Raw genomic sequence first — 21,161 nt, forward strand, 5'->3', positions numbered from 1 at the left:
GAGCCCCCGTTCCGTAACCAGTTGGTGAGCCACCATCGGTACCGGCAGAGTCTCAACCTTCTGCCGACGCTCACAAGCCGCTCAGCGTCGGCAGAAACAGAGCGGATGGCGTCTTGCAGGAGGACGGATAGCAGTTTGATGGCCAACATCCTCGGCCTGCAACCTCGGTCCTTAACCTCAGTCCGCATCCTTGTAATCAGCGTCTCGGTCAGCGGCCCTGGTTGGCGGCGGACAGGATGCGCAGACGGTCTGAGAAGCGTTGCCAATCGGTGCGCATCGCGGTCAGAAGTTTACGGTCGGTCACTTCGTCAATCGGGATCCAGGCGATTTCCATGCTTTCATCGTCGTTCGCCCGCAGATGCACCTCATGACCGGGCTTTTCGAAGGCGAACACCGTGGTGTACGCCCACGGGCCATGGTCCTCGCGGTAAGAGCCGACCACCTCGATATCTTGCGGAGTGATGTTCGCTTCTTCGAAGCTCTCGCGCAACGCCCCTTCGATCGGTGTTTCATTGTCGGCGATTGCGCCGCCCGGAATGCCCCAGGTGCCGCCTTCCGCGCTCCACTTGGCGCGATGTTGCATGGCCACGTGCGTGACCTCACCCGTGGCATCCCGCCGAGCGAGCAGGATTCCCGCGGCACCGTGCGTGCCCCAATGCCGGCGTCCACATGCGCAGGTGACCCAACCGTCACCGGGCTGGTGCACGTTCTCCACCGGAGGCGGGGTGCTGTCGGGATGCTGATCAAGTTCTTCCGGATTCGGGGCGTGCGGCTTGACATTCCACAGATCCGTCCAGCTGATATCAAGTTTGCTGACGAGACGACGCAGCAACGGCAAGCTGATGCCGATGACACCATGCGGGTCGCCATCGATCCGGTCGATGAACGCGCCGCCGAAACCCTCCAACGTGAACGACCCGGCTACCTCCAGCGGCTCGCCGGTAGCGATGTAGCGTTCAATGTCCTCATCGGTGTAATCGCCGAAATACACGACCGCACGGCTCGCATCCTGGACCGCTCGGCCGGTGGCGAAATCGATGACGCAATGACCGGTCCACAGCTCCCCGCTGCGCCCGCGCATACGGCGGAGGCGTTCCCGTGCCGTGGCTTCGTCATGCGGCTTGCCATAGCATTCACCATCGAACAGAAACATCGAATCACAACCGACAATCAACGGGCCAGGGCCGGAACCGTTCAGCCCCTCACTGCCATTGACCGGCGTGTCAATCGGCTCGACACGAGTAGGCGGGGTGATACCGGAAAAATCGCGGGTGATGGCGCTTGAGACCACCGAAGCAGGTTGTCCCGTACCCGCGTCAGATGATCCTGATGCGGCAGGGGCTTCGGTTGCGTCAGCGGAGAGTTCTTCATCTGCACGACGTTGCGCGCGCACCTCTTCGGCTTCAAGCGGGTAAGCGATTACGCGCTCGCCTCTTGCCGCCTTTGACGTGTCAGCAATCGCTCGGTACGCTTCGTAGACCGCATTCGCCTTTGCACGGGCGAGGATAGCGACACGGTGGCCGACATCCAGCCGCTCGACGGGCACGCTGAGCTTGCTGGCAGCCTGTTCCAACGCGGCAGGCTCGTCAACATGCGAGACCTTGATGGTCGGGCAGATCCCGGCGGCGTACAGCACGTCACGTCGGGGCTTGGATTGGGAAGCCAGAATGATCGATATCGTCATTGTTCATACCTCCGATTCGATTGGCGCCGAAGCCGCCTCCAAGTGTGCACGTATTCCCCGCATCCCGCCGTTCTGCCGTCGTGACTGGTGCATGCCACGACAGGCCGGACACGGCGTTGGGCGCGATGCCAGATTAGCTGCGCCGAACAGTCACTCCAGTGGTGTTGACCGTCAGATGCAGTACGCGCCAATGCCCGGAAGCCAGCTGGTCGCCGGCAATCCGTTCGATGTCGGCACGGGCGTCGCCATCATGTAACACCAGCACGCACGGACCTGCTCCGGACACCGCCGCGGCATAGCCGTGGTCGCGCAACGACTCAATCAGCTCCCACGAGGGGGCCATAAGATCCTTGCGGTACGGCTGATGAAGACGATCCTGGGTGGCGCTGAACAAAACGGCGTTCGCGTCGAGGCTACCGTGAAGCACACCAGGATTCATGGCCCCCGGCAGCAGGCCGACGCGGGACACGTTGAACACCGCGTCACGGTAGGGTACGGATGCGGGCAGCGCCTGACGTGCCTTTTCAGTGGACAGTTCGTAGTCCGGCACGAACACAGAAGCGTGGATGTTCTCGCTGACCGGATAGTTCACGGTATGGAATCCGCCGGAGAGCGGCTCACCGCCCGGCACGCGGGTGGAGCCGACGCCTTCCGGTGTCTGGTAATCCCAAGACACCGTCAAACCGCCGTACACGGCCGGGGCAACGTTGTCGGGATGACCTTCAATAGTGGCGGCCAGCTCAAACACCGCATCACGATTGAGGTCGCCTTCTTGGGCGAATGCCGCGGCGGCGGAGATGCCGGCCACAATCGCCTCGGCGGATGACCCCATGCCTCGCGCCTGCGGAATGCGATTATGCGCTTCAAGCGTGAAACCGAGTCTTTCCAATCCAAGCGTGTTGCACGCTTTACGGAAGGTGGAGACCACGAGATTCGTTTCGTCACGCGGCAGCGTGTCTTCCCCCTCGCCGTCGATGAGCACGGTGACGCTATGGTCGTCGGTGTCGTCCTTCAATGTGAAGGTCAGCTCGTCGTAATAGTTGAGCGCCAGGCCGATGGTGTCGAATCCGGAACCCAGATTCGCGCTGGTCGCCGGTACCTGGACATGGACTTGCTTGGTTACGGGGATCATGGTCATCCTTCCGCGGGCAGTGGGCATGCGTGCCGACTGTTCCGCCGATTGTCGGTTGTGCGTTGGTTGTGGTAAGTCCCGGATGCCGCAGATTGCGCGGCTTCGGTTCAGTCGAGCACGCGCAGGATGGACGGCTCGCCGGAAACGCATTCGAGCTTGCACACGGCGTCCACCGTCTTGCGCAGCGTGACCTCGTCGCACAGATGGGTGACGATGCGCAGCTGCTGCAGCTCGCCCGAATAGCCCGGATCATGCTGGGTGGGCTGGAGGTCCTGGTTCACACCGTTGATGGAGATGCCGTGGTTCGCAAATTCCTCGGCGATCGAAGCGAGCACGCCCGGCTTGTCGTGGATGAGGAAACGCACGGCGAATGCGGCCTTGGACGCATCCGCCGGGGCAAGCGGCAGGATGTTGTACGTCTGGATACCGGTCGCGGTGGTGCCGGACACGATGTTGCGCGCGGCCATCACCACGTCGCCGACAACGGCGGAAGCGGTAGGCGCGCCGCCTGCACCACGGCCGTACAGCATGATGTCGTCGGCTTCCTTCGCCTTGATGAACACGGCGTTGAAGCTGCCATGCACGGAGGCGAGCGGGTGGTTTTCATTGATGAGGGCCGGGTAGACACGTGCGGACACACCGGCTTCATTGTGCTCGACGACGGCGAGCAGCTTGATGACCTTATGCTCGGCGGTCGCGGCGGCGATATCGGCCGCAGTGATCTTGGTGATGCCCTCGACGGATACGTCGTCGATGCCGACCTGGGTGTGGAATGCGAGCGTCGCCATGATGGCGGCCTTGTTCGCGGCGTCATAGCCTTCGATGTCACCGGTCGGGTCCGCCTCGGCGTAACCCTTCTCCTGCGCCTGATGCAGTGCCACGTCGAAGTCGAGGCCCTTGGTGGTCATCTCGTCGAGGATGTAGTTCGTGGTGCCGTTGACGATGCCCAGCATGCTGTTGATCTTGTCACCTGCGAAGGATTCGCGCAGAGGGCGCACAATCGGGATTGCCCCGCCGACCGCGGCTTCGAAGAAGATGTCGACGCCGTGCTCCCGTGCGGCCTTGTAGATTTCCTGGCCGTGCTTGGCGAGCAGCGCCTTGTTGGCGGTTACGACGGAAGCGCCGGATTCGATGGCCTTGAGCACGAAGGTGCGTGCCGGCTCGATGCCGCCAATCAGTTCGATGACGATATCGGCGCGGGTGCACAGCTCCGCGGTATCACGGGTGAGCAGGGACTGGTCGATCCAGGGGTCGCTGACCGGGTCAAGCGTGGCGATGCCGACGATCCTATAGTCTCGGCCGATGCGGTGGACCAGCTCGTCATGCTGCTCGACCAGCAGACGCGCGGTCTGCGAGCCGACGGTTCCCGCGCCAAGCAACGCAATGCGAATGGGGGCTTGATTGTCTTGTACCACAGTGGATCCTTCCCGTGAGCTCGCAGTCACTGCGCCAGATGCCGGCGGGGCCGCGATGCGTCGTCATCATCCTTGCCCATGGTACCGGGACAAGCTGACGTTTCGCCGAATATGTGTGCCATGCGACCTGTGGCTCACACCGCAGCCGGATACCATTCACGAACCGCGATTACAACGAGGGCCGCGCCGACCTCCACGGTCGATGCGGCCCTCATACACTCCCGATGACGATTCGATGTCAGCCCAGATCGTAGTCGAGCAGATCGTCGATGGTCTGGCGGCGAAGCATCACATGCGCCCCGGATGAGCTGACCGCCACCACCGCGGGGAACAGCGCCTGGTTGTAGTTGCTGGCCATCGTTCTGCCATACGCGCCGGTCACGGGGACGGCGAGAATGTCGCCACGCTTGAGGTCCGCCGGCAACTGACATTCGTGCACGAGGATGTCGCCGGATTCGCAGTGGATGCCGACCACGCGCGACAGCATGGTGTCGGCGCTCCCCCGCCGGTTGGCCACGCGAGCCGTGTAATCCGCGTCGTACAACGCCGGGCGGATGTTGTCACTCATGCCGCCGTCCACCGACACGTAGGTGCGTTCGTTAATCGGCGAGCCGTCCTTCGCTGTGGTGCCTTCGGGCAAACCGACGTGCTTGATGGCGCCGACACGGTACAGGGTCACGCAGGTCGGGGCGACAATCCAGCGTCCCGGCTCGAAGGAGATGACCGGCATGGGCATGCCGAGCGCACGGTTGATGGCGGTGACCGCCGAAGCGAGACGCCCCAGCTCCAGGTCGATGTCCATCGAATCCTCGCCTTCGGTGTACGCCACCGAATACCCGCCGCCCAAATCGACTTCCGGCAGCGTGTAGGCGTCGGTCGCATAGAAGGTCTTGCGCAGCAGCATCATGCGCTTGGCCGCCTCGATGAACGCGTTCGCGTCGTGGATCTGCGAACCGATATGCGAATGGATGCCGACGAGTTCCAGATCGCCGGGATACCGGTACAGATCCTTCAGTACAGCGAGCGCAGGACCGCGGGCGACCAGGTCCATGGCTTCGGCAAGCGCGGCGTCTTGCTTGCTGATGCCGGATGCGTCGAGGTCGTAGGGCGAGCGCATATCGTATTGCAGATCTCGTTGCCCGCTGTGTCCCACCGTATGGGTGTCCTGGCCGGCGTGCGCTGTGGCGTCCGCGCGGCTTGGCGTGTGTTCGTTCTCCTGTGCGATCAGGTCGTCGAGTACCTTAAGCGCGGACGGATCGGTGCCGGCAGGCAGCAGGGACATACCGAATTTCTGGTCCTCGTGCGCGGTGGAGATGTATTCGTGGCCGCCGGCGTGGATGCCGGTGGTGACGCGCAGCATGACGCGTGCGGTTTTGCCCAAGCGATGGGCGATGCGCGCGATGCGTGCGGGTTCGTCCGGGGCGTCGACCACAATCTTCGCGAAGCCCTCGCGGATGGCGAGTTCGATTTCCTCGTCCGACTTGTTGTTGCCGTGAAGCACGAGACGACGCCCGGGAACACCCGCAGCGAGCGCGATGCGCATCTCGCCCATCGTGCAAGTGTCGACCAGCATGCCGGCGTTCGTCACCAGTCGCAGCACTTCCTTGGACATGAACGCCTTGGCGGCGAAGCTCACGTGGGTTGTGGCGTTGGAGAACGCGGTGGCGGCCGCATGAACGAAGTGATGCGCGCGGGCATCGATGTCATCGGTGTCCATCACGTACAGCGGCGAGCCGAACTCGTCGAGCAGGGATTGCGCGCTGCGGCCGTGGAAAGTCAGGGCGCCGTCACTGTCGATTGAGCAGCCTGCCGGCCATACCTGACCCAGTCCTGCAGTTGGCGTGGTTGGCATGTTGGATTCAGTCATATCACATCTTCTCCGGTGCGCTGACACCCAGCAGATCAAGGCCTGCGGCGATGACGGTACGGACGGCGTCGTTGAGCTTCAGACGCGCGGCTGCGCGTGCCGGTTCGGGGTTCTTGGCAATACGCAGCGCTTCGCGTTCAGCTTCTGGTTTGCGCTCTTCGAGGTCGGTCAGCGGCATCGGCACGACGCGTTCGATGTTGTACCACTTGTGGTATGCGGCGGCGAGTTCCTCGAGATAGTGGGCGATGCGGTGCGGGGCACGCAAATCGCCGGCTTGGGCGAGCGTGGCAGGCCACTGGGCGAGCGCGGCGAGCACTTCGCCGTCGGTTTCGGTGTCCAGCAGAGCGAGGTCGGCGACGGTCGGGTCGATCTGCGCCTCGGCCGCGTTACGGTCCACATTGCAGCTGCGGGCATGCGCGTACTGCACGTAGTACACCGGGTTGTCGTTGCTGTGGGAGGCCAGGAGGTTGAGGTCGATGTCCACGCTCGTGTTGTAATCGGTGCGGGCGAGCGAATAACGGGAGGCGTCCACGCCGATTGCATCGACCAGATCATCGATGGTGACGACGTTGCCGGCGCGCTTGGACATGCGCACGGCCTTGCCGTCCTTCATCACGTTGACCAGCTGGCCGATGAGGATCTGCATGTTGACGCCAGGCTTGTCGCCGAAAGCCGCGCACATGGCCATCATACGGCCGATATAGCCGTGATGGTCGGCGCCCAGCATATAGATGGCCACGTCAGCCGGGTCGATTTTGCGGTGACGCTTGTTGTAGTAGTAGGCGATGTCGGCTGCGAAATACGCGTAGTTGCCGTCGGATTTGATGATGACGCGATCCTTGTCATCGCCGTGCTTGGTGGAGGCGAACCAGGTTGCGCCATCTTTTTCGAAGATGTCGCCCTGTTCGCGCAGCTTGGCGATCGCACGCTCGACCTCGCCGTCCTGATACAAGCTGTTTTCGTGGAACCACACGTCGAAATGCACGCGGAAGTTCTTCATGGATTCCTGGATTTCAGCGAACATCATCGGGACCGCGCGCTTGCGGAACTCCTCGCGCTGTTCGGAATCACCTTCGCCGAGCGGCTCGCCGTCTTCGTTCTTGCCGCCGTCGACACGCGGCAGGGCGAGGATATCCACGTCATCGGCTTTCGCCTCTTCAATCACACGCTGGGCGATTTCGTCGATATAGGCGCCCTTGTAGCCGTCTGCCGGGGTTTGTTCGCCGTGGGCCGCGGCGACCAGGGACTTGGCGAAGCGGTTGATCTGCTCACCGTGATCGTTGAAATAGTATTCACGAATGACTTTGGCTCCGTTAGCTTCGAGCACGCGGGCCATAGAGTCGCCGACTGCCGCCCAACGGGTGCCGCCGATATGGATCGGGCCGGTGGGGTTCGCAGAGACGAATTCAAGATTGAGCGTCTGGCCAGACAGGTGGTCGTTGCGTCCAAACTGCGCGCCCTGCGCGAGGACGGCGTCCACGATCGCCGCGGCGGATGCGGAGTCAAGCGTGATGTTGATGAAGCCGGGGCCGGCGACCTCGACGGCGGCAATGCCGTCTGCCGATTGCAGGCGCGCGGCGAACAGCTGGGCCAGATCGCGCGGCTTCATACCCGCCTTCTTGGCCAGTTGCATGGCAGCGTTCGACGCCCAGTCGCCGTGGTTGCGGTCCTTGGGGCGCATGACCGCGAATTTCTCGACCGGCGGGATGAGATCTTCGGTCAGGCTGCCAGCTTCACCGGCGGCGACCAGATCATGGGCAATATGGGAAACGAGTTCACTGAGCGCTTCTGGATTCATTCTTCAAAGTCTAGCGAGGGCGTTGGCCAAGTGCCGTTGCAACCGCCGCAACCGCCGCCATCGCGCATGTGAGCGTGGCCATCGCGGGCAATCGACAGGCCGGGCTCTCAGACGACGTCCGGGATGTTTTCCTCGTCATGCCGGTCGCTACCGCGCGTCAGGCGCGCCCGCAGATAGTACACGCCATAGCACAGGGCGACGAAGGGAATCATGTACAGCAGCGTGGAGCGTTGCGACGGGTCGGCGACCACCAGGACCAACGCGAACAGGCACATGATTATCGCGATGATCGGCACTGCCGGGTAGCCGGGGGCATGGTAGGCGAGCGAATCCACGGTTTTGCCGGAACGTTTGAGTTCGCGGCGAAAGAGGATATGGCACACCGCCACCGACATCCAGACGACTAAAGTCGCCAAACCGGAAATCGCCACGAGGGCAAGATAGACCGTCGAGGCGGCGACCACGCTGGACAGCAGGGCAAACAGACCACCTGCGAGACTGACCAAGACGGCGAAAACCGGGACCCCATGGAAATTCGTTTTCGCGAGGACCTGCGGAATCATCCGTTCCTTGGCGAGCGACCACACCATGCGCGAGCAGACGTACAGTCCGGAGTTCGCGGCGGACAGCACCGCGGTCAACACGACGAAGTTCATGACGTCGCCGGCGAATGGCATGCCGATGCTCTGGAACACCAACACGAACGGGCTGGTATCCACGCCCGACTGTTTCCACGGGATGAGCGCCGCCATCACGGCGATTGAACCGATAAAGAAAATCGTCAGGCGCAACACCGTGGTGTGCACGGCTTTCGGAATCGCCGTATCAGGGTCTTTGGTCTCCCCCGCGGCGACGCCGACGACTTCAGTGCCGGAGAAAGCGAACACGACGGTCAGCAGCGTGGAGAACACCGGCAGGACCCCGTTGGGGAACCAGCCGGAACGGTAATAGTTCGAGAACAATGGGGCATGGCTGTACCCCTTGATCGGGATGATGCCGAACATCGCCAGCAATCCGATGACGATGAACGCAACGATGGCGAACACCTTGATGCTGGCGAACCAGAATTCCGATTCGCCGTAGAGTCTCACGGACAGGATATTCAGTGTGAACACCACAAGGATGAACAGGGCGCTCCACACCCATGCGGGCGAGTGCGGGAACCACCGCTGCATGAGCAGTCCTGCCGCCGTGAATTCCGAAGCGAGCGCCACCGCCCAGTTGAGCCAGTACAGGATGGCGATGGTGAACGCGGTGCCCGGCCCGATGAACCGGCGTGCGTACAAGTGGAAGCTGCCGGCGTATGGCATGGCGACCGAGAGTTCACCCAGTGAAAGCATCACGCAGTAGACCAACACCGAACCGATGAGGTACGCGAGGATGGCGCCAAGCGGCCCCGCCTGGTGGATTGTGTACCCGGAGCTGAGGAACAGGCCGGTGCCGATGACCCCGCCGAGCGAAATCATCGTCAGATGGCGTGATTCCATATTGCGTTCAAGCTGGGTGTCTTGGGCGGGAGAACCGCTCCGACCGGCATGCTCCGGCGCATCCATCGTATGGACAGATTCGTCTACGGTGTGTCGCAATGCGGGTTCACGTTTGGTTGTCACAGTTCTGCTTGATGCTCCTGTTTACGGTGTTCTGGCGAATGCAGCAGGCGATATCCATACTCGTCCGCCGTCCCCTATCATGTCTGGTGCTCTACGCCACCACCGTAGCGTCCGGGCGGGAGAACGCCCGAACACCTCAACGGCGTGTGATGACCACGACGTGTTACAGCGCGGCGATGGCGTCGATTTCCACCAGCGCCCCGGCAGGCAGATCATTGCCGCCGAACGCCACACGCGCCGGCTTGATGTCGCCGTTGAACACCGCGGCGTAGGCAGCATCGATCTCATGGAAATCCTCGACATGCTTCATATAGATGGTGGCACGCACCACATGCGCGGTATCGGTTCCCGCGGCTTCAAGCACATTGGCAATGTTCTTCAACGCCTGTGCGGCCTGTTCGCCCGCCGTTTCACCGGCAAGTTTCCCAGTGGCCGGATCGAGCCCAAGCTGCCCGGAGGCGAAGACGAAGCCGTTCGCCTTGACGGCTTGGCTGTATGCACCAAGCGCGGCCGGAGCATGTTCGGATGTGACCTTGATCAGTTCGCTCATGTGGATTGCCTTCCCTGTGACATGTCGTGAAGCACGCCGGGCGATTGCCGGGCGGCACGGTCTGGTCGCGTTGTCACACAGCCTGACCACGGGTGTTCCATAGCAGAACCGGACCGTTGGCGCTCAGTGTACTCCCGGCGCGATCGCCGGGAGCGTCACCGTTTCACCCCCTGATATCCCGATTCCGCCCGCCCCGCCGATCCGCCGTATGACGGACCGGCACGGACTGCAAATCACCAATGCCCGGCGTTTCGGGTGCCACCGGCGCCACCGACATCACCGGCGTCTGCGGCGAATCACCGTCAAGGCAAACGTTCCCGCTGCGGACGCCGCCGCGAGCGAACCCAAGATCGCCGCAGGAACAAATCCCGCGCCGGTATTGGCCAGCACGGTTCGTCTGCCGTACCAGAAATCCTCGGCGCGGACCGTATCGCCCCGGCATATGCCCTCCTGCTTGACCGCCGGTTGATCGTCAAAGGGGTTGTCGTCCACCAACGGGCAGGTCACCACCGTTGACGCGGTGACTGTGGCATGGTCCGCATGGTCGCCATCCACGCCCGTGAGCACGCCGGTCACATCGACGGATTGCCCGGGTTCGAGTACCAATTCGTCCCATTCCGTCGGATATCGCCATGTTCCGACTGACGCTTTGCCAGTCGTGACGGTATCGTTCAGCTGTAATCCGGTCACCGGCATGTCTCCCACATTGCGGATGCGGAACACCAGCGTCGTTTCCTCCCCGGTGATTGCAAGCGCCTGCTCGGCGGTGTTGCGGTCGCCATTCTGCTCGCCTGAGGCCTCATCGAATTTCACCAGCTCGATCGCCCCACGTTCATGGATGGTGTGCGTCCACACCTCGTTGGATGTCCGTTCGACCCCATTAACGGTTTCCGTGAATCCGTTGGTGATGCGCTCTCCCGGCAGGACGCGCTGCATCTGGATGAACATCGTCCATCCCGCTGCATGGCCCCAGCCGCCTAGCACGCGTGCACCCCGCCCCGTCAATGCGATGCGCATGGTACCGGATTGCTCATGGACGTCAAATAGCGGTTCGCTCTTGCCGTCGGTACCGTCCCCGCCAGATACCGCATCGACCGGTGAATCGCCAGACAGCTCGCCATCCAGATGCCGTTCGATGATATCGCCCGCCGGAATCGTCTCGCCATCAATGACCATGTCATGCCGCGCGACGACCGCCCACTGGCCGAGATACACGTCGTGCAGCTCATCATAATCGTCATCGATGCTCCACGAAGTGATGTCGTATGCCCGATTGGCAGGTAGGTCCGAAGAATCCAGCCGGTACAGGAATGTGGTGTGCAACGGCACATCAGCGCCATTGACGCTCTCCCCACGCATGGCGATGACCACGTCTTTCGACGGATTCACCGGTTGCAATGGCGTGGCGACCGTTCGCGTATCCGTGCGGATGTTTCCGGTGACTTGGGTGGCGGTGTTGCGTACTGTGACGCCGTCGCCAACCGCGGTGACGGTCATCGGCAGCACGAGCTCGTACCGTTGCCCGAGCACCTGCTGGTCGATTGACGGGTCGGCATGCGGGTCGAGCAAAGCGGCTGCGTAGGCCTTCAGGTCATCTGGCTGCCGGGCGGCGATGACCCGTCCCGTCGTACGGTCCACCGTGTCCACGGTCGCGAAGAACGCGTAGAGTACGCCTCCCACGTCCTGGATGTTGAAGGCCTTCGCGCAATCGTTGCCTTGTTCGTCGGTGATGCTGATACGGTCTGTGTCAAGGGTGAGATAGCGTTCGTCGTAATCGTCGATGACACCCAGACGCTGGACGGCATAGGCGCCGGATTGCAGATCGGACGCGTCAAGCATGACCCGGTAGTAGATGGTGTCCCCCAGCAAGGCGGTCCGCCCGTCAATGACGATGCTCGCGTCAGTCTGGGTCACGGTTTTCTCCGGAGTGATGCGCGGCGGCTCGATCACGACTCGGTTCGACGGGGTCACACTGTTGTTGAGCCCAAGCGTCCACTGGTTGCCGATAAGCCGATTCGCCGGGGCATGCTCAGACACGACACCATCGAACTCGACCAGCAATCTGGGTGCTGTCTGAGTGTTGTTCCAGGTTCTATCGATGGCGGCACGGTTGAACACGATGCGGAACCTGTGATTGCCCCGATCCCAATCCACGGTGTAATGCTGCCGTCCGAACACAGTGCCGGTCGCCTTGTCACGAACAATGACGCTGTATTCGTCCGGTTCGAGGTACTGGTCGTATTCGTCCACGACTTCGACATGCTCGAGCCGATATCCGAACCCCATTTCCGGGGTAATGTCTGCACTGAGCGCATAGGTGACGCGCTGCCCCGGCATCGCCTTGGTCTGATCGATGGATGCGCGATCTCCGCCGTGCGCCGCGTGGGCGAGCACTTGCTTGTTCGCGGGAGGCACGTACGCACACAACGGCGGTTTATTCGCCTCAACACGATGTGCGTTAACCGTGTGCGATCCATCGGCACTGAACGCTGCTCCCTGCGTCTGCGAGCACAATTGCACGGGCTGCCCGTCTTTCGCTTGGTAATCCTTACGCACCTGGACCGCGCCCTTGCCGTGCGCCAGATTGATTCGTCCCGGCACCAGCAAGGTGAGTTGGCGATGAGAGCCCAGCCCTTGGACTGATTTGAGATAGGACTGCGAGGCGACCGCACTCGCAGTGCCATCTTTGATACTGATGGTGAATTCGCCCGTCACGTCAATGCCCGTGCGCGCGATATCGAACACGCCGGATGCCCGCTCGTGTGCCGTATCCGCCTGATACACGCGGACCGCTGATTCACCGTCCGGGTCGAACAGGTAATCTGCCTGCGACCAGCCGGTTGTCAATTCCAAACGTTGCGGGGATTCAACCAGATGAGCCGGGATTACGGCATTGGTGGCGGCTGCCACGGCGTCACCGTCCAGCAGCGAGCGTCCGGCGGCTCCGACCGCATTGCCATGGTCGGGGTCGATGACCGCATCCCATTCGCCGTCATCACCGCGCAACGCCCATACCGTATCCGGCTGCGGCTTCCACGTGGGGAACTGCCGATCCTCAGTATTCTGCCCCGGCTCATCATTCCAATGCACGGTGGCGGTGTCTTTGACCAATCCGTGCCCCGGTGTGCTGACTGTGACATCGAATGAGAAGCGGAAGGCATGGTCCTGCGGCAGCATGCCCGCCTCTGCGGACCATTGCGCACTGACGGTGTGGGCGTCCCTGTTCCAGTCGAAGGTGAATTCGGCGGTGCGATCGGTTCCGTCCGTCATATCGGAAACCTGATAGTCACCTACCTGATATGACGTGTCACCGGGCGTGATTGTATCGACGATACCAAGGCGGTAGCCTCCCCGTCCGGTTCCCGTCACGATATTCGTACGGTTGGTCATGCCGTCGGCGCTTACCCCGTCGTCGATGCTCTTGGTTGGAGCACCCGGGGCTCGCGACCCGACGCGGAAGCTTTCGGATGCCTGCCGGTCTTCAGTATTCACCTCCGCGGCCATCCATCCTTGCTTCGGCACGACGACGTCGAACCAGTAATTGCCTTCCTGCCAGCCGTCCCATCCGAAATCAGTCGGCACGAACTGCGGTGACTTCCCGGTTCCCGCATTCGGCACTCGCATGGTTTTGCCGATGGCGCGGGCTGCATGGATGCCAGCGGGATGCCCGTCATAATTCAGGAAAATCTGTGCATCCAGCTGTTCGTTGACTGGCGAACCGCCTGCATTGGTGACGATGATGTCGTGAACCGGCGCTGTGTCGCCGACGCTCATGCCCTCCGGAGCCTGCTGCTGCGTAGTGACCGCGAGCGGGTACCGTGTCGTCGGCTGCAATTCGTTGGCCGCAACACACACCACCTGGACTCCAGCCGGATACGCGCGACCAGTTGTTTCAATCTGCTCGTTGAACTGGTATCGCAGCCGGTTAATCCAGTCGCCGTCCCAGCCGATGAGGTCGTTGCCCAAACCGTCGGCTGCGAGTCTGCCCCAATTCCTATCGAAACGTGCGCGGAAATCCCGTGGATTGGTGCCATACAGGCTCTTGTTCTTCAATGACAGTGCGACTCCCACGACACGCGCTTGCGTCGCTTCGCCATCGCTGCGATCCGCGATGGCATGCGACACCGCATCACGGCATGACCCGTAGAATTTCGGCTTGTTGCCTGACCATGTGGACAGCACCCCGCTGCGCACCAAGGACTGGTACGCATGGTCGATTGACGCTTCACCCCACCCCTGCGCCGGCGTGGAACCATACTGTTTGTTATCGAATAGGAACAACGCGTCATTGTCAGGCAGCGGACCTCCTGATCCGGATATTCCCGCGCCCTGCGAGCCTATGCCCGCCATGGCGATGCCAGGCGAGATGGCAAGTGTCATCAATGCGATGACCAACGTCACCGCTGTTATCGTGACGAATCGAAGTCGGTTCATCATTCCCCCAAAACAACAGAAAGCACAACGCCGGAACGCCGACGCTTTCACTATTCCCCCAATGGGCTTGCATTCTCCGGTGCCGGCACGCTCCCCGCCGTATACCAGATGAACGGTCATGGCCCGCCGCGAACTGCATCAACCGCACTCGGCTCCCCTCAAGCCTCATATGTCGGCAGGCGCTCGGATTCGCGAATCGGACGGCAATCCCCATTGCCGCCAAAACCCTTCAATCGCCAGCCTAGCATATCCACACGCCGGACACGACACCCGCCGGAATACAGCCGCCCGCCAGACACAACCCGGTGCACACCCCCATCGCACGCTCCGGCACACCCCGCCGCACTCCGCCAAATCTCAATATCTCGTCCAAACGGGCGTTCATCATGAGTTATTGAGACATTTTTCGAAAAAACTCTCGGAAATCAAGCCAGAACGGGAGAAATTGAGACCGCGGCATGGCACACCCGCCGATCGGCCTCGCAGCGACAAGTCAGCCTTCACCATCAGGAATATCTCAGTTGACTCCCAAGGCACGCAGGACAACGCCAGCGGCACGCGGGGACAACGAGCGCATGTGAAACGCGGCCGTTCGAGTGCAGCCGAACCCAGGGGACATCACCCTCGCGAAAGCGGGCATGCCGTGTAGTAATCAATCGGGAGTGGGACGTTCCGCCGTAGATGACTGGATACGTATGTTCTCCCGCGCGACCGATGGGAAAATACTCGCAGACCGGCCGTAGACAGGTGAACTTCCGTTTTTCGCGGGAGATCAGCCACGAATATTCGAATCCGGCGAATTCTCCCGATATCGGCTCCAACGCCGGTTATCAAGAATCGCGGAATTCCAACCATTCCTATGGGAGATCATCTCGTAAGAAACCGAATCGCGCTGGATTCCCGCACCTTGCGCGGGAGTTCAGACACAGGTTCCGGCATCCGCCGAATTCTCCCGCAAGTCCAATCGACAGACCTGCCGTGCGTGGGCGTGGTAGGGCATGGTGAACTTGCCCCATGTCTTCGCCGGCTGCCGGGAACGCAGCTGAGCCCACCGCATGACCAGAACGTTGCCGATCGCATGTATGCCCAGACATGCGCCGCACGCCGGAAGTATGCACCCGGAAGCCTCCACATACCGGTATCGTGGCACCGCGTATACCCAGACATGCGTAAGCCGGCAGATACCAAAAGACGCCGCCGATTTTTCGCGCGTTGCGTCTTGTTGCGTATGGCACTGCATACACAACCAGATGGAACGCATCTCAAGCAAAAACGCTGGCACCCGTACGCCCGCTTGAGTTCCTATCTGTCTTGATTACGCGATGCTCGATATATCAAGCATGAATGAGGGGTATTGGCTAAAATATGTGTCCGAAATCAGCCCGGACACGTTGCAGCCCAAGGCATACGGTCGGCTCGAATGTGCCAGATTGGCGGAATGGACAATCCACGATGCCCCAAATGCCACGGCATCCCGGCTTGCCCGCCACCGGACACACATTCTGGCCGATAACCCAGAACCCAGAAATGAGTAAAGCCGCCGCGCAACACTGGCGCGACGGCTTGTTCTGTGGGCTTGATGGGATTCGAACCCACGACCTTCTGTTCCGGAGACAGACGCTCTATCCACTGAGCTACAAACCCGTGCGGCCCTCCACTATACCGACATGTGCAGACGACATGCACAAACGATATGTACAAACAGCATACGCAGACGCACGCGTCTCATGGACTCCGCGCCTCATGCGAAGGCATTACGACACATCAATTCGCCGCCTCATCAGTGCACCGACGTGTCAGCCTCCGCACCGCAGCACCCCGCACTGCAGCACGCGGATACTCAGTACATCAGCGTTGCCAGCCGGCGACGCGCGCGCTTCAGCCGCTCATCGCCCGGCTCGGGGATAGCGAAATACTCGAGCAGACGCTTGCGTACCGGCTCAATCTGGTCGCGGTGGCCGGCAGCCAGATAATCCAGCAGCCGCCCGAAGGCGTCCTCAATTTGTCCGCCGATCATGTCGATGTCAGCGACCGCCAACTGGGCGTCGACATCATCAGGATGCTCCGCCGCGGCGGCCCGGACCGCGCGCACATCAGCCGCTCCGGAACGGGCCAGCAGCAGGGCCTTCGACCGCTCACGCGCAGCGACCGTATCCTGCGGGTCGGATTCCAACACCCGCTCGTACGCCGCTGCGGCACCGGCATAATCACCTTCCTGTGCCAGCCGGTGCGCCTCGGCATGCTGCGGCGGCACACTCTCGGTCTCGGTCTGTCCATCAGCCGCCTGATCGCCATCGGCATCCGGATCACCGGAATACGGCGCCGAGCCGGTGACACCCGCCTGATGCGCGACATCGATGATCTTCGGTATGACCTGGTCAACGAGCTGCTGCTGTTCCTCAGCGCTGGGCAGGCCCTGCAGCAGAGGCATCGGCCGCCCTCCAATCAGCCCGAACAGCGCAGGCACACCGCGCACTTGCAACGCCTGCGCAATGCTCTGCGCCTTCGACACATCGATACGCGCGAGCTGAATCTGGCCATTGAGCTTGTTGACGGCGTTGCCGAGCGCCTTGGCCATCGGAAAGAGCCGATCGTCGCTGGGAGTCCACAGCAGCATGAGAATCGGGAATGTCGCCGACGTCTGCACCATCGCCTCGAAGGTGTTCTCGGTGACGTCGATCACATATCCCCCGGCGGAGGGAGCCCCGCCTGCCTGCCCCGGTTCCGCGGTCACCTGATGCTGCATCGATTCAAGATCAACCGCCCCGGCGAGCGAAATACCCGGGTTGAACTTCTGGTCTGCCATGTCGCCTCCATGATTCTTTGCCTAGCGACGCCGACCGGCAGCGTCGACTGGCAATCCTTCGATACCATTCAAGATACCGTGACGCCACGTCGTACGCGTCGCCTTCTTCGCGAAGCTAAAGCCCGCATTCTACCGAAGCATGCTATCCCTGACACCGGGATACGCGTGACTTCACCGCATCCTGGTACACCTGCCATGCAGTCCGCGCCGCAGCCCAACAATCCGCCAGACAGTCCAACCGGCAGACGATACGGTTACAGCGCCTCCACCTTGACCGGCTGACGCTCCGCGCCCACCGCGGTAATCTTCTGATGCGATCCGGCCGGCGGCACATACATGGCGACAACGTTCACATACGTGACTTTCATCGTGCTGGTGGCGGTGCCGTTCCCGAACAACGCTTTCTCGGAGTCCGACGCCGGCTGGGACTCGCGCCCCTCACCCGCCTGACGGGTCCATTCCGAATTAATCTGCGCGACCACGAGATCGCCGCCGTCGCTCGAGCGCATGACCTTAATCTGGCCGGCAGCCGCTTGGAAGGTCTGCTGCTGCGTGCCCGCGTTGCGTTCCATGCCCTCCTGAACCGTCTGGGACAGCTTGGCGAGCTCCTGACGGAAGTAATCGTCGGCGAACTGCGAAGCGTATTTGCTTGCCGAACCGTTCTGGAGCACATCAGCATACTCGGCGACCGCCTTTTCAGGCGTTGTCACCAGACCGGTGTCTTTCGCCGTGCCCATCTGGGCCCCAATCGAGGGAATGGCGAACTTCGGCAGCTTCGCCCCCTGGAAAAGTCGGGCTACGCCCCACAGTTTGTAATTGCTGCGCGCACTGTCCTGAACCATCACAAGCAGACGCTGGGACTGCTGGTCTGACGTGGTGGTTGTGATGGTGAAAATCGAACGGGGCCAACCGGAATCCGTAGGAATGACCGCCTGCGTCATCTTGGAGGGGATGTTGGTTTTCGCGTCCAACGACCCCGTGGATTGGGCGATGGTGATTTCGCTGGTACGGATGGCGAGTTCGGGCCCGGACATGCGAGCGTCGAGCCCGTCCACGCTTTTCGCCTCATTCGCCGCGTTCACGACTTTCAGGATGTTCGCGCGGATCTGCTTCTCCTGGGCTTCGCTCACATCCGGCTTGTCCGTATGCTCGGCGCTGGCCGCCGGCCGGGGAACCTGCCCTTCGCAGCCGGCGAACGTCATCAGGCATGCCGCGGCGAGCACTGCCGTCACTGCTTTGGTGATACGTGAGGTCATGCTACTCCTTGGATTCTTCGTCATTATCGTCGTCGCCGGAATCCCCATCCGTTTCCTCCTGCTGCGACGCCCACCGTGCGAAATACGCCTGCAATTCCTTCGGATCGATGACCGATGTGGCTTCGGCGTTCACCGGTGCCGGAGCATGGGTACGTGCATGCCGGAGTGCTGCCGGATGAGATTCGTCCGTCTCCGGTGCAGTACCGTCGGCGGCATGATTCTCTGCCCCGTCCTGTTGCGACGCCGCGGATGCTTGCGGTTCCTCCGCCCCCGGCTGTGAGAACGATGCGTTGCGGCCAAATTGCCCAGCGCTGCCGAAATCGATGTCCTCATCCGGATACCAGACAGTGTCATTATGCAACGAAGCATACGAATGCGCCGCTTGGGACTGCTCCTGCACCGGCTGCGGCTGTCCGTCATGCATTGCGTGGCGCGAATGCTGATGCGGCTGGAAGGCGACGGGCGCGGACTCCGTCTGAGTCGGTTGGATCCGCTGTTGCATGTCCGCCACAAGATTGCGCGACACCGGATCGACCACCACCGGTTCGGCAGCAGCCTGCCCGCTCCCCTCAGCCGGCGAGGCGTCCGTTGCCTGATGCCCCTCTTGGTCTGAGGATTCGACGGCGGATTGCACCGACGCCCCCGGGGCATGGCGCTTCCTGGGCTTAGTGCTCTTACGAGGTGCAAACATACGTTTGATTGTGCTCAAGCTCCCCGCGAGCGCCTCCGAGAAGCTGATTTCATCAGGGTCTTTCGGCTTGGGTTCACCGGGAACTTTGCGGCGCTTGGTGTCTGGCATCGCGAATACGGATGCGGACAGGACGGTCATCAACGCGAGCAGAGCGGCGATGAAGTAGAACGGTGTCGCGAAATCGGGAAGCTTCGCACGCACCCAATGGACAGTCACCGAGGTGCGGGCGGAATTCGAGCCGGTGTCGATCAGCGCGATGACGTCTGAAGATGTTGCGCGCGATGTCAGGGAAACATTGCCTGTGCCGCATTTGACCGACCGCCACATATCCGATGATTCGAATTCGACCGCCGAGTCCTGCGCGGCGGAACTTCCCGAGGCTTTCTGTGTGGACGTGGTCAGGGTCTGCCAGTCCGACATGCCGGTGATGCGCGTGTATTTGCTCCCAGCCAGCCATCCGGCGGCATCTTTTCGTGTGGACAATGCGATGCACACACGCGTTTTCGACGAGGTGGCATGGACAACCAATGTGGAGCGTTCTGCAACCATGGACAGGACGCCCGGATCCGTCATCGCGTATCTGCCGGAAACTTTTGCCGATGCCGCGATCTCGCTTGACGGACGCCAAATCGTTGCGTTCAGCGCGCCGAACACCACACATGCGACGGCGAGTAGACCGAACACCGGTGCGACGATGCCACGCATGATTCTGGCATGATGAGACGGCCGCTCGAATACGGCATGCTCTTCGTGTGATTCATGTGTCTTCGTCATAACGCCACTATTCTACAGGCACCACCTCACTTCACCGGGTTCCGCGCGATACCTCCACCCTACCGTCGCACAGACCGTCCACAGGTTGCGGCAGGCAGCGAAGCGCCCAGCGATATCATGGTCGGCCGCTAGTGTGGTGATTATGCGTATTTCCCCCAGACTTCATCACGCCGCCGCAAGCCTTGTTACCGCGCTGTGCGCCGCCGTCATGTGCCTTGGCATCGCGGCATGCGGTTCAGGCAACTCCTCGTCTTCAGCGTCTTCATCGGCGTCCACAAGTTCCAGCGACTCAAGCACAAAACTCAACAAAATCGCCGGAGTCACGGCGACCGGCGATCCTGGCAAGAAGCCGACCGTGAAATTCCACACCCCCATGACCGTCCAGGACAACACCTACGCCGTGCTTCAGCAGGGCAACGGCGCGACGATCAAAGAAGGCGACCGTCTGTGCGCCCAGGGCATCGCGCTCAACGCCAAGAACGGCTCGCAGATCATGAGCACGTGGGAGAAGAACACGCCTGACTGCTCGATCGTCGTGAACAAATCCTCCACGAACACCGCCTATTACGATATTCTCAAAGGGCAGAAAGTCAACACGACCATCGCGTTCGGCGTCAATGACCAGAACTCGTCCGGCACGTCGTATCTCATGGTGCTGACCATCATCTCCCGCGCGAAGGCCCTGACCCGTGCGGAAGGCAAAGCCGTCACAGACATTCCAGCTAACTTGCCGAAGGTTACGCTCGCCAGCAACGGCAAGCCGTCGCTCGATCTCAACGGGTATAAGCCTGATGGCAAACTGGTCGCCCAGACCCTGATCAAGGGCGATGGAGCCGCGGTGAAAGCCACTCAGACCGTGGATGCCCAGTATTCTGGCTGGTACGCGGACAGCAACGGCACGCTTCACCAGTTCGATTCCTCTTGGAGCCGCGGGTCATCCGCGCAGTTCTCGCTCTCCCAAGTCATCACCGGATGGAAGAACGGCTTGACCGGGCAGAGCATCGGTTCGCAGGTGCTGCTGGTCATTCCACCGGATCAGGGCTACGGATCGACTGACCAGACGGACAGCACCACCGGAAAGGTGACCATCCCGGCCAATTCCACGCTGTATTTCGTGGTCGATATCCTCTACGCCTACTGATTG

12 protein-coding genes and 1 tRNA gene are annotated in these 21,161 nt (G+C 61.6%); 1 reads left to right on the forward strand and 12 read right to left on the reverse strand.

All coding sequences use genetic code 11. From position 1 onward, the window contains the following. Nucleotides 1-208: 208 nt before the first annotated feature. The 12 genes from ACTQYB_RS04635 to ACTQYB_RS04690 all read right to left on the reverse strand — a co-directional run bounded on the left by ACTQYB_RS04635 (nt 209) and on the right by ACTQYB_RS04690 (nt 20,017). Entirely contained in the window at nt 209-1,684 is a 1,476-nt protein-coding gene (locus ACTQYB_RS04635; protein WP_441482030.1) for a Maf family protein, read from the reverse strand. Nucleotides 1,685-1,817: 133 nt separating this feature from the next. After that, nucleotides 1,818-2,816, reverse strand: a complete 999-nt coding sequence (gene thrB, locus ACTQYB_RS04640; RefSeq protein ID WP_321046702.1) for a homoserine kinase — start codon at nt 2,814-2,816, stop codon at nt 1,818-1,820. A 107-nt stretch (nt 2,817-2,923) separates the two neighbouring features. Continuing rightward, nucleotides 2,924-4,231, reverse strand: coding sequence for a homoserine dehydrogenase (locus ACTQYB_RS04645; RefSeq protein ID WP_441482031.1), 1,308 nt, complete (start codon nt 4,229-4,231; stop codon nt 2,924-2,926). Nucleotides 4,232-4,469: 238 nt separating this feature from the next. After that, a complete protein-coding gene (locus tag ACTQYB_RS04650; RefSeq protein WP_441482055.1) occupies nt 4,470-6,083 on the reverse strand; it encodes a diaminopimelate decarboxylase family protein in 1,614 nt (537 codons plus the stop codon). 16 nt (nt 6,084-6,099) lie between these two features. After that, the gene (argS, locus tag ACTQYB_RS04655; protein ID WP_441482032.1) at nt 6,100-7,896 is read right to left on the reverse strand and encodes an arginine--tRNA ligase; all 1,797 of its coding nucleotides are present in this window, start codon (nt 7,894-7,896) and stop codon (nt 6,100-6,102) included. A 107-nt stretch (nt 7,897-8,003) separates the two neighbouring features. Beyond that, complete coding sequence (locus tag ACTQYB_RS04660; protein ID WP_321046188.1) at nt 8,004-9,449, reverse strand: amino acid permease; 1,446 nt, start codon at nt 9,447-9,449, stop codon at nt 8,004-8,006. 220 nt (nt 9,450-9,669) lie between these two features. Next, nucleotides 9,670-10,056: a Rid family detoxifying hydrolase gene (locus tag ACTQYB_RS04665; protein ID WP_029575757.1), complete on the reverse strand. Its 387-nt coding sequence runs from the start codon at nt 10,054-10,056 to the stop codon at nt 9,670-9,672. 276 nt (nt 10,057-10,332) lie between these two features. Continuing rightward, nucleotides 10,333-14,490, reverse strand: coding sequence for an LPXTG cell wall anchor domain-containing protein (locus ACTQYB_RS04670; protein ID WP_441495908.1), 4,158 nt, complete (start codon nt 14,488-14,490; stop codon nt 10,333-10,335). A 1,571-nt stretch (nt 14,491-16,061) separates the two neighbouring features. Continuing rightward, a tRNA-Arg gene (locus ACTQYB_RS04675) sits at nt 16,062-16,134 on the reverse strand. A gap of 196 nt (nt 16,135-16,330) precedes the next feature. Further along, nucleotides 16,331-17,296, reverse strand: coding sequence for a tetratricopeptide repeat protein (locus tag ACTQYB_RS04680; RefSeq protein WP_412170509.1), 966 nt, complete (start codon nt 17,294-17,296; stop codon nt 16,331-16,333). Between the two features lie 254 nt (nt 17,297-17,550). Beyond that, the gene (locus tag ACTQYB_RS04685; protein WP_441482034.1) at nt 17,551-18,552 is read right to left on the reverse strand and encodes a hypothetical protein; all 1,002 of its coding nucleotides are present in this window, start codon (nt 18,550-18,552) and stop codon (nt 17,551-17,553) included. A 1-nt stretch (nt 18,553) separates the two neighbouring features. Further along, nucleotides 18,554-20,017: a hypothetical protein gene (locus ACTQYB_RS04690; RefSeq protein WP_441482035.1), complete on the reverse strand. Its 1,464-nt coding sequence runs from the start codon at nt 20,015-20,017 to the stop codon at nt 18,554-18,556. A 142-nt stretch (nt 20,018-20,159) separates the two neighbouring features. Here ACTQYB_RS04690 and ACTQYB_RS04695 point away from each other — a divergent pair, with 142 nt between their 5' ends. Then, nucleotides 20,160-21,158: an FKBP-type peptidyl-prolyl cis-trans isomerase gene (locus ACTQYB_RS04695; protein ID WP_441482036.1), complete on the forward strand. Its 999-nt coding sequence runs from the start codon at nt 20,160-20,162 to the stop codon at nt 21,156-21,158. Nucleotides 21,159-21,161: the final 3 nt, after the last annotated feature.

The sequence above is a fragment of the Bifidobacterium sp. LCP19S3_E9 genome, from assembly GCF_052121135.1.
Taxonomy (GTDB): Bacteria; Actinomycetota; Actinomycetes; order Actinomycetales; family Bifidobacteriaceae; genus Bifidobacterium; species Bifidobacterium thermacidophilum.

Bases quoted from the DNA above. Each gene is read 5' to 3' on its own strand.
- ACTQYB_RS04680 (WP_412170509.1), bottom strand. From the start codon at position 17,296: ATGGCAGACCAGAAGTTCAACCCGGGTATTTCGCTCGCCGGGGCGGTT.
- ACTQYB_RS04685 (WP_441482034.1), bottom strand. From the start codon at position 18,552: ATGACCTCACGTATCACCAAAGCAGTGACGGCAGTGCTCGCCGCGGCA.
- ACTQYB_RS04670 (WP_441495908.1), bottom strand. From the start codon at position 14,490: ATGAACCGACTTCGATTCGTCACGATAACAGCGGTGACGTTGGTCATC.
- ACTQYB_RS04665 (WP_029575757.1), bottom strand. From the start codon at position 10,056: ATGAGCGAACTGATCAAGGTCACATCCGAACATGCTCCGGCCGCGCTT.
- ACTQYB_RS04690 (WP_441482035.1), bottom strand. From the start codon at position 20,017: ATGACGAAGACACATGAATCACACGAAGAGCATGCCGTATTCGAGCGG.
- ACTQYB_RS04635 (WP_441482030.1), bottom strand. From the start codon at position 1,684: ATGACGATATCGATCATTCTGGCTTCCCAATCCAAGCCCCGACGTGAC.
- ACTQYB_RS04695 (WP_441482036.1), top strand. From the start codon at position 20,160: ATGCGTATTTCCCCCAGACTTCATCACGCCGCCGCAAGCCTTGTTACC.
- ACTQYB_RS04650 (WP_441482055.1), bottom strand. From the start codon at position 6,083: ATGCCAACCACGCCAACTGCAGGACTGGGTCAGGTATGGCCGGCAGGC.
- ACTQYB_RS04660 (WP_321046188.1), bottom strand. From the start codon at position 9,449: ATGGATGCGCCGGAGCATGCCGGTCGGAGCGGTTCTCCCGCCCAAGAC.
- argS (WP_441482032.1), bottom strand. From the start codon at position 7,896: ATGAATCCAGAAGCGCTCAGTGAACTCGTTTCCCATATTGCCCATGAT.
- thrB (WP_321046702.1), bottom strand. From the start codon at position 2,816: ATGATCCCCGTAACCAAGCAAGTCCATGTCCAGGTACCGGCGACCAGC.